Consider the following 14,060-nt stretch of genomic DNA (forward strand, 5'->3'; position numbering starts at 1 on the left):
GGTGGAAACCGGTCTACTGAGGTAATAATTCCTAAATCCTGATTCAGCTCGAGCGATGGCAAAACCGCCAAAAGCACCGCGAACGCTGACCCACGCGCAGGTCTGGACCGCGCTCGATCGGCTGGCCGGGCGCGCCGGACTGTCTGCCTCGGGCCTTGCGAAGAAATCGGGACTCGATCCCACGACCTTCAACAAATCCAAACGCATCACGTCCGACGGCCGCGAACGCTGGCCTTCGACCGAATCGGTGGCCAAGGCGCTCGCCGCTACCGACAACTCCATCGATCTATTCGTGCAATTGATCGGCGATACTGTACCGACTGCGCAAGCGGTTCCGCTGCTGGGTCTCGCCCAGGCGCGGGCCGACGACGCTTTCGACGATCGTGGTTTCCCGGCTGGCAAGAACTGGGACGAGGTGGACCTGCCATCGCTCGACGACGAGCATGCCTTCGCGCTGGAAATTTCCGGCGATTCGATGCGGCCCGCCTATCGCGATGGCGACATCATCCTGGTTTCGCCCGCGACGACGATCCGGCGCGGCGACCGCGTGGTGGTGAAAACCAGGGATGGCGAACTCACGATCCGCGAACTGAAACGCCGCACCGCCAAAACGCTGGAGCTGCAATCGCTGGATCCAGCCCACGCCGACCGCACGCTCGCGGCCGCCGATGTCGCGTGGATTGCAAGGATCGTGTGGGCGAAACAATAGGACAGGCCATTGCCGGACGTTCTGCACGACCTGTTGGGCGAAGCTCTTCACATCGTCCTCTGCGGAACCGCAGCGAGCACGGCGTCCGCGAAAGCGTCAGCCTATTATGCACACACGCAGAACAAATTCTGGACAATTCTGCATGAGACCGGACTCACTCCGAAAAAATTGCAGCCTCATCAATTCCGCGACCTTCTCCATTATCGGATTGGCCTCACCGACCTGGTGAAGACACATTCGGGAATGGATCATCAGATCCCTTTATCCAGGCTCCGGAAGGTCGCGCGCGAGCGTTTGCGCGCGTCGATCGCCGGGAGCCGCCCCAGATTCCTCGCGTTCACCAGCAAGACCGCAGGACAGGCGTTTCTGGGCGGCAAACGGGATTACGGCGAGCAGCCGGAATGGCTCGATCAGACCCGAATCTGGATACTGCCTTCGACATCGGGCGCGGCCAATGGAAGCTGGCGGCCGGAAATCTGGCACCAGTTTGCCGACAAAGTCAGATCGCAGCGAAGATAAAACGAGCTGCCTTCAACGCCAAAAATAAAAAGCTTTTAACGAAGCGGGATGGATGCGCGGGTCAGGCCCGCGCATGACGCATTCGGCAAAACGCAACGATCGAGCTAAGTCGCGTAGTCCGGCTCCTTGCGGTCGAGAATGCGCTTCAAGGCATCGAAGTGCCGCTGCGCCGGGGTCGGCCCGTTGTACAAATGATTGCCGCCGATATCCCGCTTGGTCTTCTCGACCACGGCATCAGGGAGTTGCTTCAGTGGCTGCCCCGTCCACATCGCGTAGATCTGAACCTGGGCGGCGCGCTCGATGTAATAAAGCCGGTCATACGCATCGGCGACGGTTTCGCCGACCGTGCTGATGCCGTGATTGGCCATGAACAGCACCGTCTTGTCGCCGATGACCCTCGCGAGGCGCGCGCCTTCGGCGGGATCAAGCGCAGGGCCGGTATATTCGTCGTCATAGGCGATCTGGCCCGACATCCCGACTTCGGTCTGGCCGATCTCCTTGATGCGCGGGTCTTCGAGACGCGTGAGCGCACTCGCATAGGGCATATGGGTGTGAAACACCGCCTTGGCCTGCGGCAGCGCCTTGTGGATCGGCGCATGGATGCAATAGCAGGAGCGCTCGACTTCGCCCTCGCCACGCTTGACCGCGCCATCGTCGATGCCGACTTCCATGAAGGACGAAGCCGTGACTTCGGACCAGTGCATCCCGAACGGAATCTGGTAGTAGCGATCGCTGCGGCCCGGCACCACGAAGGTCAAATGATTGAAGATGCCTTCATTGAAGCCATGCATGAAGGCCAGCCGGTGTGCAGCCGCCAGGTCGACCCGCGCCTGCCATTCCTCAGCGCTACTCTCCGCAAGCGTGTTCGGCGAAACCCTGAACTGCATGAGCATCCTCCAATGTTGCCTGCCCCTCGACGGAGGCTTGGACGGTTATGAGGGGGATTGTAGCGTAATCTGGAATGGACACCGCTGAAATTGCAGCGGGCCTCCCATCCCAATTTGCGGCGCGGAGCCGTACCCAAGCTCCCTCCAGCGTCGTCCCGGCCTCGAGCCGGGACCCAAAACCACAGACTCGCGTCCTTGCGAGGGCTGCGGCCCCAGCCCGATGTCGCAACAAATATCGGTGGTTGGGTCCCTGCTTTCGCAGAGAATTTACGCCGATCGCGCCAGCGCGCCGTCGATCATCGTTACCGCGTTCGGCAAGCCGTAGACCGCGACGAACGAACCGAAGCGCGGACCCTTCTCCTGGCCGAGCAGCACCTGATAGAGCATGTTGAACCAGTCGAGCGAGACGCCCGGCCGGCCATCCTTGCCCTTCTTGACGGGATCGAGAAACGGCTCGCGACGGCCGATCTCATAGACCACGTTCTGGATATCCTCGGCTGACGATCCCGCCGCCAGTTGCGACAGCGCATCGCGCAGGTCCTGCAGCGCGACGCGCTCGATGTCGGTCGGCTCGCGGAATTTTTTGGTCGGCGCCACGAAGTCGCGATAATAGTTGATGGCGTAGCCGACCATGTCGTCGAGCTTCGGATGGGTTTGCGGCGTGACGCCGGGACGATAGCGTCCAATGAAACCCCACAAGGTCTCGGCATTCTCCGCATTCGACGACGACACCAGCGTCAGCAGCAACTGGAACGTGACGGGCATGTCGGCCGCAGGCGGATGGCCGGCGTGAATGTGCCAGACCGGATTAGCCAATCGCTGCCGGCCGTCCTGCCGCGGAAAACCTTCGAGGAACTGCTGGTAGTCATCGACGTTGCGCGGGATCACATCAAAGTGCAGCCGCTTCGCCGCCTTCGGCTCGCGATACATGAACAGCGACAACGATTCCGGCGAGGCATAGCGCAGCCATTCGTCGATAGTGAGGCCGTTGCCCTTCGACTTGGAAATCTTCTGACCTTGCTCGTCGAGGAACAGCTCGTAATTGAAGCCTTCCGGCGGCATGCCACCGAGCGCGCTGCAGATCTTGCCCGAGAGCTTGACCGAATCGATCAGATCCTTGCCTGCCATTTCATAATCGACGCCGAGCGCGAACCAGCGCATCGCCCAGTCCGGCTTCCATTGCAGCTTGCAATGCCCGCCGGTCACCGGAAGCGTCACGCTCTCCTTGGTCTGCGGATCCTCATAGGAGATCGTGCCGGCCTTCGCATCATGGGCCGTGACCGGCACATACAGCACCACGCCGGTGCGCGGACAGATCGGCAGGAAGGGCGAATAGCTCGCCGCGCGCTCCTCGCGCAAGCTCGGCAGCATGATCTTCATGACCGGGTCGAGCCGCTCCAGCATCCGAAGCAGTGCGACGTCGAATTTTCCGGACGTGTAATACTCGGTCGAGCTTGCGAACTCGTAATCGAACCCGAACGTGTCGAGAAAGGCGCGCAGCCGCGCATTGTTGTGCGCGCCGAAGCTTGCGTGGGTGCCGAACGGATCGGGCACGCGCGTCAGCGGCTGGCCGAGATGCTGCTCCAGCATCTCCTTGTTCGGCACATTGTCCGGCACCTTGCGCAGGCCATCCATGTCATCGGAAAATGCCAGCAGCCGCGTCCTGATCTTGTCCTCGGTGAGCACGCGAAAGGCATGGCGCACCATGGTGGTGCGCGCGACTTCGCCGAAAGTGCCGATATGCGGCAGGCCCGAGGGACCATAGCCGGTCTCGAACAGCACCTCGTCCTTTGGCTGTTTCTTCAGCCGCGCGACAATCTGCTTCGCCTGTTCGAACGGCCAGGCGTTGGATTGTTCGGCGAGCGCGCGCAGGTCGCCCGGACTAACGGCTAGTTCAATCGTGGACATCTTAGATGGGTCTCCAGGGCGCGGAAACTAACCTGTCCGCACAAAAACGCAAAATTGCTGCTGCTGTCATTCCGGGAAGATGCGAAGCATCGAACCCGGAATAACGGAGTCTGAGATCCTAAAACGGGCTGACCGAAAAGTAGTGCAGCCAAAGATCGGTGTAGCGGCCTTTTTCCCAGACCCGAAACAGCGCCCAGTTCAGCGCCTGCCGCAACAGGTCGTTACCCTTGCGCACGGCGATGCCGACGCCCTCGCCGAAATAGCGGCTCTCGACGAACGGCCCGCCCGAGAAGGCGCAGCAATTGTCGGAATCGGTGCCATTGATCCAGAACGCCAGCGAGATCGCGTCGCCAAAAATGAAATCGACCTCGCCACGGCGCAGCGCCGAACGCAGCGCGTCATCGTTGGGAAAGGAGTGCAATTCGGCGTCGGTGAACATCGCCTTGAGATAGGCCTCATGCGCCGAACCGGCGATGACGCCGACCTTCTTGCCCTCGAGAAACTCCGGGCGAACCTCCCGCATGACCGCGTCGCGCCGGGACACGAAACGTGCCGGCGCCCGATAATACGGGTCGGTGAAATCGACGCGCGCCCGCAACTGCGGCGTCACTGCCAGCGAGGCAATGATGGCATCGCCCTTGTTGCTCGTGATCGCATCGATCAGCGTCTCGAACCGCCGCATCTGGATCGTGCAGCTGACCTTGATCTCGTCGCAAAGCGCGCGCGCCAGATCGACATTGAAGCCGGCGGGATTGCCGTCTGCGCCGGTGAAATTAAAAGGCGGATAGTCGGTTTCGGTCAGAAACCGGATCACCGTGAGGCGGGACAGATCCGGCCGCTCCGGCCGTCGCCGCGGATCCCAAAAACCGGGCACCATCTGCGGCGCGGCTTCCACCCCGGGCTTGGCCAAGGAATTGGGGGCGGAATTGGGAGAGGAACTGGGAGCGGGTTTGGCAACGGGTTGCGCCTGTGCCACGGCGCCGGAAGGTGCTGCCAGCACAAGCCCGGCCGACAATCCGGCCGCGGCCAGCAAGGTGCGGATGGCGCTTGGCAATCTGTCGTTGCCCGATGAAATGATTGATTTTAGTGGCATCGCCGACGGTTTTTTGGAGTGGACGGCCTTATAGACCATCCGGCCGATAACGCGAATGCGTTCGACGGCGCCAGCCGTGCAGCGCCGGGCTTCAGAGGTAGTGTTTGAGGTCCGCCGCGGCTTCCTCGGGGGTCCGCTTGAGATTGAACGGCGATACGAACTTGCCTTCGCGATCCATCAGATAGATCAGCGCGGTATGATCCATGGTGTAGTCGCCGTCCTTGAGCGGCACTTTCTTGGCATAAACCCGGTAATCGGAGATTATTTTCGCCACCGCCGCGGGATCGCCTGTCAAGCCCTTCAGATGCGGATCGAAACTCGACAAATAATCCTTCATGGCCGCCCTGGTGTCCCGCTCGGGGTCGACCGAGACGAAATAGGCGTTAACGCGGTCGGCGTCCGTGCCCATCGCCTGCAGCACCTGCGAAATCTCGAACAATTCGGTCGGACATACGTCGGGGCAATGGGTAAAGCCGAAGAAGATCAATGTCGGCCGTCCCTGCATGTTCTTCTCGGTCACGGTTTGACCGGCCTGGTCGGTGAGCTGGAAAGGTCCGCCGATTGCGGCAGGGGCTGCCACAGTTCGCAATCCGCCGAGCGCCCACAGCATCAGCAGCAGCCCGACGACAAGGCTTCCGGCGAATGCTCCGACAATGACCAGCGGGCGGGTAGTCCGATCCATCCTGAAATTCCTAATGTGCCGATCAGAAGCAGGCGTTGATGCCGGCCGCGATCATTTCGAAGAAAACCGCTGTCCCATAATGGAACCACAGCGCCAACGCGCCGAACAGGACGACCGCGCCGAGAACCGCGCCGCCCACCGCGATCGCCGAGGCCACCTTCCGGGACCGGAGCGTCGAGGGCATTTCATGCTGGGCGGAAACGGGCTGAGCCATGCGCGACCGTCTGGATGAACAGGCCTGGATGACACGGCGTTACCGCCGTCCACCGGAAAGCCATATTCAAATAAGGCCAGCCACCTTGCCGGGCAAGCGCCACGGGGGCACCGCCGATCACGTCATGCTGAGGTGAAAACCGGGGCTAGAGGTCTTTGCTTCAGCTTCGCTGAATCATACCAGCCGGTTTATCGTTTTGTTTGGCCACGATCTTTGCCGAAAGCCGGTATTCCACTTTTCGGCAGCGGGCCCTGCGCAACGCCGGTGTCCTTTGTCGTGGAAGCCTGGGCGTCGAGATAGCAGGGGCGATACAGCGCCTGCAACTGCTTGCCGCGCAGGAAAAGCATGTGCGGGGTCAACCCGCCATGGGCGGCGATCCAGTGTCTTATCGCCGAGGGGTACATCGAATACAGCATCTGGGTCGCCTCGGCATTGGTGACCGCGCGGCCATTGGCGCCGAAGTCCCACGCCGCATGGAACCCGAGGTTGGCATGAGACGTCACGCAAATCTTGTCGTGGGGAACCGCGCCCAGAACGATCGTGCAGGCCGAGGCGCACAGACCATCGATGATCACGCTCTGGCCTGAGCTGCGCAGATCTTGATACCTGTCGACATAGGTGCCGATCCGGCCGCCACGGTCCTCGCCGATCCGAACCACCGCATGGCTCGCCCCAATGTTCGCCAGCAACACAACCACCGCGAGCAACCCCGTCGTGAACTTCATGCCCAGCCCCAATTCAAACCTGTCGAATCCAAATCCGGTGGTCTTGCGTGATGCATCGTGAGCGTGTTGCCAGATCGTGATTTTGTCCAGATGCCAACGCTCCTTCAAAACAAATTCAAGTTAAGTGTTGCGCGACGGCTGCACATTGTTCGCCAAGGTCCCAACCGGAACAAGCAAACGTTCGGTTAGCGGGCGCGACCGCCGATCGAGCAACCGTTTATCGTTGACCGCCAATAACACCACAGGCTTCAATCGTTTAAAGGGCTTTGGGGAACGCAACGATGGCTGATGATGCAGATGTAATCGTGGTCGGCGGCGGATTGGCGGGGCTCGTCGCCGCGACTGAAATTGCCGACGCAGGTAAACGCGTCATCGTGGTCGAGCAGGAGGGCGAACAAAGCCTCGGCGGCCAAGCCTTCTGGTCGCTGGGCGGATTGTTTCTGGTGGGCACGCCGGAACAGCGCCGGCTCGGTATCAAAGACAGCTACGATCTGGCGTTACAGGACTGGATGGGATCGGCAGGCTTCGACCGCGATGAAGACCTGTGGCCGAAGCGCTGGGCGGAAGCTTACGTCGGCTTCGCGGCGGGCGAGAAACGCGGGTGGCTGCGGGCGATGGGCCACCGGATCTTTCCCGTGGTCGGTTGGGCCGAACGCGGCGGCTACGATGCGATGAGCCACGGCAATTCGGTGCCGAGGTTTCATGTGAGCTGGGGCACCGGCCCCGGCGTGGTCGAACCGTTCGAACGGCGCGCACGTGAAGCGCAAGCGAGCGGCTACCTGACGTTCCATTTCCGCCACCGCGTCGATGCGCTCACGATCACCAATGGGACCGTCGACGGCATCACGGGTTCGATCCTGGAGCCTGACGATGTCGAGCGCGGAAAAAGCAGTTCGCGCAAGGCCATCGGCGATTTCGCGCTGCGCGCCCAGGCTGTCATCGTCGCTTCCGGCGGCATCGGCGGCAACCATGACCTGGTCCGGCAGAACTGGCCCAAGCGCCTGGGTGAAGCGCCCGGCAACATGATCTCTGGTGTGCCCGAACATGTCGACGGCCGAATGATCGGCATCACCGAAGCGGCCGGCGCACGGCTCATCAACCGTGACCGGATGTGGCACTACGTGGAGGGCATTCGGAACTGGGATCCGATCTGGCCGGGCCACGGCATACGCATACTGCCCGGACCATCGTCGATGTGGTTCGACGCCACCGGTACGCGCCTGCCCTCGCCGCTGTTTCCCGGCTCCGACACGCTCGGCCAGCTGCAATACATCATGCGCACCGGCCATGATTATTCGTGGTTCGTGCTGACCCAAAGCATCATCAAGAAAGAGTTTGCGCTGTCGGGCTCGGAGCAGAACCCCGACCTTACCGGCAAAAGCTGGCTGATGACGGCCAAGCGCGCCACCAACAAGGGCGCGCCGGGACCAGTGGAGGCGTTCAAGACCCACGGCATTGATTTCGTGGTGCGTGACAATCTCGCCGACCTCGTCGCCGGCATGAATGCGCTTGCCGGCAGCGATTTATTGCAGCTCGAACCCCTGAAGGCCCAGATCGAGGCGCGCGACCGCGAAATATCAAATCCTTACGTCAAGGATACGCAGGTGATGAACATCCATAACGCGCGAAAATATATCGGCGACCGGCTGATCCGTACCGCGAGGCCGCACCGGATTCTCGATCCCGCGCACGGCCCCCTGATCGCGGTAAAACTCAATATCCTGACCCGCAAGACCCTCGGCGGTTTCGAGACCGATCTCGATGCGCGGGTGTTCGGCCGCGACGGCAAGATCATGCCGGGGCTTTATGCTGCCGGCGAAGCGGCCGGCTTCGGCGGTGGCGGCATGCACGGCTATCGTTCACTGGAAGGCACTTTTCTGGGCGGTTGCCTGTTTTCTGGACGCAACGCCGGGCGCGCCGCGGCGAAAGCGGTAGGTTAAAAAACAGCAACCGCTTGATCCGTATCGGCGTCGACGAAACGCTAACGCTGATGCGAGAACCCGGGGCGTCGTCGGCCGGAGCCGTGGCTTCTTAACATTGTTCTCAGACTCTTGTGGTCCAGTTGCGGCACTTCAGCGTATTCGATTACGAGTGAAATTGTGAGTTTGTGGCGTCGCATTGTGGAGCGCCTGCCTGCTTCGCCTGCCGGCCGCCGCCGGCTTGCGCAGGTGCTCGCTGCTATTCGCTACGACCTGTCCTGGCGGCTGGCGCGCCCCGGCGCCTTCCGACAGCGTTTCGAGCATGCCATCGCCACGATGCCGCAGGGCATCTGCCTCTATGATGCGCAAGACAGGCTCGAGCTGGTCAACGAGCAGTTCTGCAAGATTTACAATCAGCCGATGTCCAGGCTTCGTACGGGCATGCGCCTGTACGACATTCTCGCCGACAGCTGCGCGATCGGCAATTATCCGGGGCGAAGCGTTGACGATATCTATTCCGCACGAAAGGCTTTCATCGACAAGCGGGAGAAAGGCACGTTCCTGCAGGAGCTCGGCGACGGGCGGTTGATCGCGATCTATCATCAGCCGCTCGATGATGGCGGATGGGTCTGCACCTACGAAGACATTACCGAGCGCCGACGCGCCGAGGCGCAGATCGAATTCCTCGCCCAGCATGATGGCTTGACGCAACTCCCCAATCGCCTGCTGTTCAACGCCCGCCTGGACGATGCGCTGAAGAAAGCCAACGATGGCGTCTCCTGCGCCCTGCTCTGCCTCGATCTCGACGGCTTCAAGGACGTGAATGACCGGCTCGGCCACGCGGCAGGAGACGCACTGCTGCAAGAGGTCGCGACGCGATTATTGAAATGCGTCCGCAAGGACGACACCGCGGCGCGACTGGGCGGCGACGAATTTGCGATCGTTCTGCCAAACGCTTCCGCCGCCGAAGCCGTCAAGACCGCGCAGCGCGTCACGTCAGCGCTGAGCGGAACCCATTCGCTTGGCGCATTCGGAGAAGCCCATATCGGCGTCAGCATCGGCATTGCCTGCGCGCCCGAACATGCGACCGAAGCCGACGCCTTGATGCTGCTTGCCGACAAGGCGCTCTATGCCGCAAAGCACAGCGGACTTGGCATCCCCCGGCTTTATGACGATCAGCTCGAACGCTTCACCTCCGGATCGCCGCAGGAATCTTCAGCGATTCGCAAAGGGCGAAGCCTGTCTCCTGCCATCGAGGAACTGCGCAAGGTTGCCGCGCTCGCAAACGATCTTCGCGCCGCCCTTCACGACGGTCACCTTCATCTTTGCTACCAGCCGATCTACGATTCGATGACCCGCCGGCCGATCGCATTCGAAGCGCTGGCCCGCTGGACGGACCCGGTCCGGGGCAGCGTTTCTCCCGCCGAATTCATCCCCGCGGCGGAAGAAAGCGGCTTCATCGGACCATTGACGGAGTGGGTATTGTTGAACGCTTGCCGGGAGGCGGCGCGCTGGCGCGAGCCCGTTCAGGTCAGCGTCAATCTTTCGCCGCTCAATCTGTCACAGCCCGCTTTGGTGGCGACGGTCGAGCGCATTCTGGCGGAGACCGGACTGCCGGCCAATCGCCTCGTGCTCGAACTGACGGAAGGCCTGCTGCTCGAAAGTTCCGATACCATTCAGAACTGCTTGCGTGGACTGAAGCAGCTCGGCGTCGAGCTATGGCTGGATGATTTCGGTTCGGGTTACGCCAACCTTGGCTATCTGCACCGGTTGTCCTGCGACGTCGTCAAGATCGACCGCAGCTTTCTGATGCAGCACGACAAGCAGCGGGAGATTCTCGGCGGCATGATCGCCCTTGCCCAGGCATGCGGGCTCCGGGTCGCGGTCGAAGGCGTGGAAACCGCCAATCACCACCTCCTGCTCCAGGAGCTGGGCTGCGATCTGCTGCAGGGATTCCTGTTCGCCCGTCCGATGCCGCCGGAGCAGATCGACGCTTCCCTGGGCCTGGTTGCAGGACTACCGTTCCTCGACGGCGCTCCGATCTTCGCCTGATCCGCGACGCGGAGAGGCGGCGTTGACCGCGGGTTTTTCGGCGCCGCGCGGCTTCCCGACAGCAAACACCGCCATTTTCGGTCTTTTTCGGATGCGGGAACCTATTTGCGGCTGCTCCATCTAACCGATCAGCAGTACAATGTGATCGGATGGAGCCACCTCATTATGCCCTACGCACCGGCACCCCGGATTGTCGCCACTGAGGCCGCCGACGCCGAATTGGTGCGGCGCGCGCTGGCGCGGGACGAGACCGCCTTCCGCTCGATCATGCAGTCCAACAACCGCAGGCTTTACCGGCTCGCCCGGGGCATTCTGCGCAATGACTCCGAGGCGGAGGACGTCGTGCAGGAAACCTATGTCCGCGCGTTTACGCATCTGGAAAAGTTTCGCGGCGAGTCCAGCCTCGCGACCTGGCTTGCACGCATCGCCATGAACGAGGCGCTCGGCCGCTTGCGCCGCCAGCGGCCGAACGTCGAGATCGACACGCTGGCTCCGGGGGAAATGGAAGCGCAGATCATTCAGTTTCCTCTCTCGGCTGTCGCGGAAGATCCGGAAAAATCCATGGCGCAACGTGAAATCCAGCATGTCGTCGAGCACGCGATCGACGAATTACCCGAGGCCTTCCGCGTCGTCTTCATCACCCGCGTGATCGAGGGAATGAATATCGAGGAAACCGCCGATATTCTCGGATTGAAGCCGGAGACCGTGAAGACAAGATTGCACCGCGCCCGCGCGATGCTGCGCGACAACGTCGAAAAGAAGATCGGCCCCGTAGTGATGGAAGCATTTCCATTTGCCGGCAAGCGTTGTGAACGGCTGACGGAAGCAGTTCTGAAAAGACTGGGCCTCCCCGAATAATCTTCGGAACCTTTCTACACGCGACCCATCCAACTCCTGTGCAACCAATGCCCGGCGGCCTCGGTCCCGGCGCTACAGGAGTGTCAGACCATGTTCGTACGATTGAGCGCGGCGATTGCCGCGGTAAGCCTGTTGAGCGGCACCGCATTTGCGCAGGGCGCAAAGCCGACCGATCCGCAGATCGCCCATATCGCCTACACCGCCGGCGTGATCGATGTTGCCGCCGCCAAGCAGGCTTTGGAAAAAACCAACAACAAGGAGGTCAAGGCGTTCGCCGAAGACATGGTGCGCGACCATGAAGCGGTGAACAAGCAGGCGCTCGATCTTGTCAAGAAGCTCAACGTCACGCCCGAAGACAACGACACCAGCAAGACGCTGTCAAAGAACGCCGCCGACAAGCGCACCGAACTGGCGAAGCTGAAAGGCGCGGAATTCGACAAGGCCTATGTCGCCAACGAGGTCGCCTATCACAAGGCGGTCGATAGCGCGCTGGAGACGACGCTGATTCCGTCCGCCGGCAATGCCGAACTGAAGAGCCTGCTGCAGACCGGCCTGAAGATTTTCCAGGGCCACGAACAACATGCTGAACACGTCGCCGCCAGCCTGAAATAAGGAGCTTCACATGACGCCGAGATGGATTCTCCCGGTCATTGCAGCGTTATCGCTGGGGGCCTTCGTCTCGGCGCGTGCGGCGACCATACAGATCTCGATGGAAAATCTGGTCATTGCGCCGGCGGAAACCTCGGCCAAGGTCGGCGACACCATCGAATGGGTCAACAAGGACATTTTCGCGCACACCGCAACCGCGCGGAATGGCGATTTCAACGTGACGATGCCGCCGAAGAAAACCGCGACTGTCGTCCTGAAGAAAGCCGGCACAATCGAATATTATTGCCGCTTCCATCCCAACATGAAGGCGACGCTCGTGGTGATGCCCTAGCACGCTGGAGCCTGATCCAGCTTCGCTGAAATCGGGCTCGTCGCTTTTCTCCTGTGCATGATCTTTACCAAAAGCCGGCGTCCATGGTTTTGGATCATGCACTGGATGACCTCCGAGGTAATCGATTTGGGCGCGCCTACCTTCGATAGTCGATCAGCCGATCAATCCGGCGCCATCGAAGGAAAGCAAAATGAGCGACACCAAGACAATTGACCCAAAGACCGTTGCCTGTCGCTACATCCATTTGTGGAACGAACGCGCGGCCGACCGCCGGCGTGAAATTCTCAAGGCAAACTGGACTGACGATGCGAAGTATGTCGATCCGCTGATGAGCGGCGACGGCCGTGACGGCGTCGATGCATTGATCGCCGGCGTGCAGCAGCGCTTTCCGGATTTCAGATTTCAACTGATCGGCGAGCCCAACGGATATGGCGACCACGTCCGTTTCTCGTGGGGGCTCGGTCCCGATGGCGCCGACAGCCCGATCAAGGGCACCGACTTCGCCGTGCTCAGGGATGGACGGATCCGCAGCATCACCGGATTTCTGGATCAGGTGCTGCCGGGCGCTTGAGAGGTTGCGAGCACGTGCTCGATGACAGAGGCAGCGTAATCCGCCTCACTGTGGTGGATTACGCCTTCGCCTTTACGCTTTGAGCAGGGCGGGAAGGTCGGCGAACGGCGCGGCGAGCCACGCTGGAACTGCTGCTAGTGTGTATGCAGATCCAAAAAGCTGAGAACGACGTTCACGTCCGACTGAGCCGGCAGATCGCCACACGAATCGTCATCGATCACACGCTGACATGCATTGACCGTGACTTCATCACCGAAATTATGGGCTTGCTCAATGACCGCCCGGGCGGTTTCCGCCCAGATGCTGTCTGACGTCGCCGAAGTCGCAGCAATACCAGAGTCCCGCGCAAGAAAGTTCTGCATCGTCCCGAATGCCGTCATCGACCGCTCCCTATATTGTTTCGGAACGTCATACACTGCTAATTCTAAGAACCAGCCGCCGTATTAATTCGCATTTGAATTTGCCGCGCACCGAAAATTCACCATGCCCGGTCGGCAGCGGTCGCCAATCAACCAGCCTGAGCAAGCCGGTAAAATTTAACGGAATTCGACTCTCGTTTATTCAAATCTGAGCGCTATCGGTACGTCGTCCCGCTTTTTGCAAGCGGACTATTTAGGGCGGCAACAATGAACCACTCGCTGTACAGCGCTGATCGCCAGACGCACCGCAGAACGATCGGGTCGGCTTTTGTCGCGATATTCATCGTCACGCTGCTTGGCGTTTCCGTTATCTCAAAACTCGAACGAGGGCCGGCATCGCCTTCGGTCGCCGTCCTGAGGGCCGGTATACCGCTCGACACAACTGACGGCGGCTACTTCATCGTGCGCTAGGCGCGCCTCCGCGCGGCTCGATCGTGTCACTTTGCCGCTCCGGCTAATTTCATCCGAAAGCCCGCGGCGTTAACTACGATCGAAGAGGATCCTCGGCGAATGCACGCTTCCAATTGTGCGTAACACAAAATTAAGATTGATTGATCTCGCTCT

At 60.9% G+C, this 14,060-nt stretch carries 16 protein-coding genes; 9 read left to right on the forward strand and 7 right to left on the reverse strand.

Going from position 1 to position 14,060, the window contains the following annotated elements:
* The first annotated feature begins 55 nt into the window (after positions 1–55).
* Positions 56–709, forward strand: a complete 654-nt coding sequence (locus BLV09_RS22515; protein ID WP_146688945.1) for a S24 family peptidase — start codon at positions 56–58, stop codon at positions 707–709.
* Positions 710–718: 9 nt separating this feature from the next.
* Positions 719–1,228: a mismatch-specific DNA-glycosylase gene (locus BLV09_RS22520; RefSeq protein ID WP_146688946.1), complete on the forward strand. Its 510-nt coding sequence runs from the start codon at positions 719–721 to the stop codon at positions 1,226–1,228.
* A 104-nt stretch (positions 1,229–1,332) separates the two neighbouring features.
* Here BLV09_RS22520 and BLV09_RS22525 read toward each other — a convergent pair whose 3' ends face one another.
* The 6 genes from BLV09_RS22525 to BLV09_RS22550 all read right to left on the reverse strand — a co-directional run bounded on the left by BLV09_RS22525 (position 1,333) and on the right by BLV09_RS22550 (position 6,737).
* Complete coding sequence (locus tag BLV09_RS22525) at positions 1,333–2,115, reverse strand: class II aldolase/adducin family protein (protein WP_244548791.1); 783 nt, start codon at positions 2,113–2,115, stop codon at positions 1,333–1,335.
* A gap of 267 nt (positions 2,116–2,382) precedes the next feature.
* A complete protein-coding gene (locus BLV09_RS22530) occupies positions 2,383–4,023 on the reverse strand; it encodes a lysine--tRNA ligase (protein ID WP_146688948.1) in 1,641 nt (546 codons plus the stop codon).
* Between the two features lie 118 nt (positions 4,024–4,141).
* Positions 4,142–5,116: a transporter substrate-binding domain-containing protein gene (locus tag BLV09_RS22535; protein ID WP_167558854.1), complete on the reverse strand. Its 975-nt coding sequence runs from the start codon at positions 5,114–5,116 to the stop codon at positions 4,142–4,144.
* 91 nt (positions 5,117–5,207) lie between these two features.
* Positions 5,208–5,798, reverse strand: coding sequence for an SCO family protein (locus tag BLV09_RS22540; RefSeq protein ID WP_146688949.1), 591 nt, complete (start codon positions 5,796–5,798; stop codon positions 5,208–5,210).
* A gap of 22 nt (positions 5,799–5,820) precedes the next feature.
* Positions 5,821–6,012, reverse strand: coding sequence for a hypothetical protein (locus BLV09_RS22545; RefSeq protein WP_146688950.1), 192 nt, complete (start codon positions 6,010–6,012; stop codon positions 5,821–5,823).
* 188 nt (positions 6,013–6,200) lie between these two features.
* Entirely contained in the window at positions 6,201–6,737 is a 537-nt protein-coding gene (locus BLV09_RS22550) for a hypothetical protein (RefSeq protein ID WP_146688951.1), read from the reverse strand.
* A 281-nt stretch (positions 6,738–7,018) separates the two neighbouring features.
* On the opposite strand from BLV09_RS22550, the gene BLV09_RS22555 reads away from it, so the two are divergent.
* The 6 genes from BLV09_RS22555 to BLV09_RS22580 all read left to right on the forward strand — a co-directional run bounded on the left by BLV09_RS22555 (position 7,019) and on the right by BLV09_RS22580 (position 13,077).
* On the forward strand, positions 7,019–8,677 hold the full coding sequence (locus tag BLV09_RS22555; protein WP_146688952.1) for an FAD-binding dehydrogenase: 1,659 nt from the start codon (positions 7,019–7,021) through the stop codon (positions 8,675–8,677).
* A 159-nt stretch (positions 8,678–8,836) separates the two neighbouring features.
* Entirely contained in the window at positions 8,837–10,708 is a 1,872-nt protein-coding gene (locus tag BLV09_RS22560) for a putative bifunctional diguanylate cyclase/phosphodiesterase (RefSeq protein ID WP_146688953.1), read from the forward strand.
* Positions 10,709–10,873: 165 nt separating this feature from the next.
* Positions 10,874–11,566 carry an RNA polymerase sigma factor gene (locus BLV09_RS22565; RefSeq protein ID WP_146688954.1) on the forward strand — a complete coding sequence of 231 codons (693 nt, stop codon included), beginning with the start codon at positions 10,874–10,876 and terminating at the stop codon, positions 11,564–11,566.
* A 90-nt stretch (positions 11,567–11,656) separates the two neighbouring features.
* Positions 11,657–12,178 (forward strand): DUF4142 domain-containing protein, encoded by a 522-nt coding sequence (locus BLV09_RS22570; protein ID WP_146688955.1) that lies wholly within the window; start codon positions 11,657–11,659, stop codon positions 12,176–12,178.
* Positions 12,179–12,188: 10 nt separating this feature from the next.
* Positions 12,189–12,506: a cupredoxin domain-containing protein gene (locus BLV09_RS22575; RefSeq protein WP_146688956.1), complete on the forward strand. Its 318-nt coding sequence runs from the start codon at positions 12,189–12,191 to the stop codon at positions 12,504–12,506.
* A gap of 190 nt (positions 12,507–12,696) precedes the next feature.
* On the forward strand, positions 12,697–13,077 hold the full coding sequence (locus tag BLV09_RS22580; protein ID WP_146688957.1) for a nuclear transport factor 2 family protein: 381 nt from the start codon (positions 12,697–12,699) through the stop codon (positions 13,075–13,077).
* Between the two features lie 134 nt (positions 13,078–13,211).
* On the opposite strand, the gene BLV09_RS22585 is transcribed toward BLV09_RS22580, so the two are convergent.
* Positions 13,212–13,457, reverse strand: coding sequence for a hypothetical protein (locus tag BLV09_RS22585; RefSeq protein WP_244548792.1), 246 nt, complete (start codon positions 13,455–13,457; stop codon positions 13,212–13,214).
* Between the two features lie 246 nt (positions 13,458–13,703).
* On the opposite strand from BLV09_RS22585, the gene BLV09_RS22590 reads away from it, so the two are divergent.
* Entirely contained in the window at positions 13,704–13,907 is a 204-nt protein-coding gene (locus BLV09_RS22590; protein ID WP_146688958.1) for a hypothetical protein, read from the forward strand.
* Positions 13,908–14,060: the final 153 nt, after the last annotated feature.

Source organism: Bradyrhizobium canariense (assembly GCF_900105125.1).
Classification (GTDB): Bacteria; Pseudomonadota; Alphaproteobacteria; order Rhizobiales; family Xanthobacteraceae; genus Bradyrhizobium; species Bradyrhizobium canariense_A.

Coding starts and splice junctions, on each gene's coding strand:
- BLV09_RS22535 (WP_167558854.1), bottom strand. CDS start 5,116: ATGCCACTAAAATCAATCATTTCATCGGGCAACGACAGATTGCCAAGC.
- BLV09_RS22575 (WP_146688956.1), top strand. CDS start 12,189: ATGACGCCGAGATGGATTCTCCCGGTCATTGCAGCGTTATCGCTGGGG.
- BLV09_RS22550 (WP_146688951.1), bottom strand. CDS start 6,737: ATGAAGTTCACGACGGGGTTGCTCGCGGTGGTTGTGTTGCTGGCGAAC.
- BLV09_RS22555 (WP_146688952.1), top strand. CDS start 7,019: ATGGCTGATGATGCAGATGTAATCGTGGTCGGCGGCGGATTGGCGGGG.
- BLV09_RS22580 (WP_146688957.1), top strand. CDS start 12,697: ATGAGCGACACCAAGACAATTGACCCAAAGACCGTTGCCTGTCGCTAC.
- BLV09_RS22540 (WP_146688949.1), bottom strand. CDS start 5,798: ATGGATCGGACTACCCGCCCGCTGGTCATTGTCGGAGCATTCGCCGGA.
- BLV09_RS22570 (WP_146688955.1), top strand. CDS start 11,657: ATGTTCGTACGATTGAGCGCGGCGATTGCCGCGGTAAGCCTGTTGAGC.
- BLV09_RS22515 (WP_146688945.1), top strand. CDS start 56: ATGGCAAAACCGCCAAAAGCACCGCGAACGCTGACCCACGCGCAGGTC.
- BLV09_RS22590 (WP_146688958.1), top strand. CDS start 13,704: ATGAACCACTCGCTGTACAGCGCTGATCGCCAGACGCACCGCAGAACG.
- BLV09_RS22530 (WP_146688948.1), bottom strand. CDS start 4,023: ATGTCCACGATTGAACTAGCCGTTAGTCCGGGCGACCTGCGCGCGCTC.
- BLV09_RS22565 (WP_146688954.1), top strand. CDS start 10,874: ATGCCCTACGCACCGGCACCCCGGATTGTCGCCACTGAGGCCGCCGAC.
- BLV09_RS22585 (WP_244548792.1), bottom strand. CDS start 13,457: ATGACGGCATTCGGGACGATGCAGAACTTTCTTGCGCGGGACTCTGGT.
- BLV09_RS22545 (WP_146688950.1), bottom strand. CDS start 6,012: ATGGCTCAGCCCGTTTCCGCCCAGCATGAAATGCCCTCGACGCTCCGG.
- BLV09_RS22525 (WP_244548791.1), bottom strand. CDS start 2,115: ATGCAGTTCAGGGTTTCGCCGAACACGCTTGCGGAGAGTAGCGCTGAG.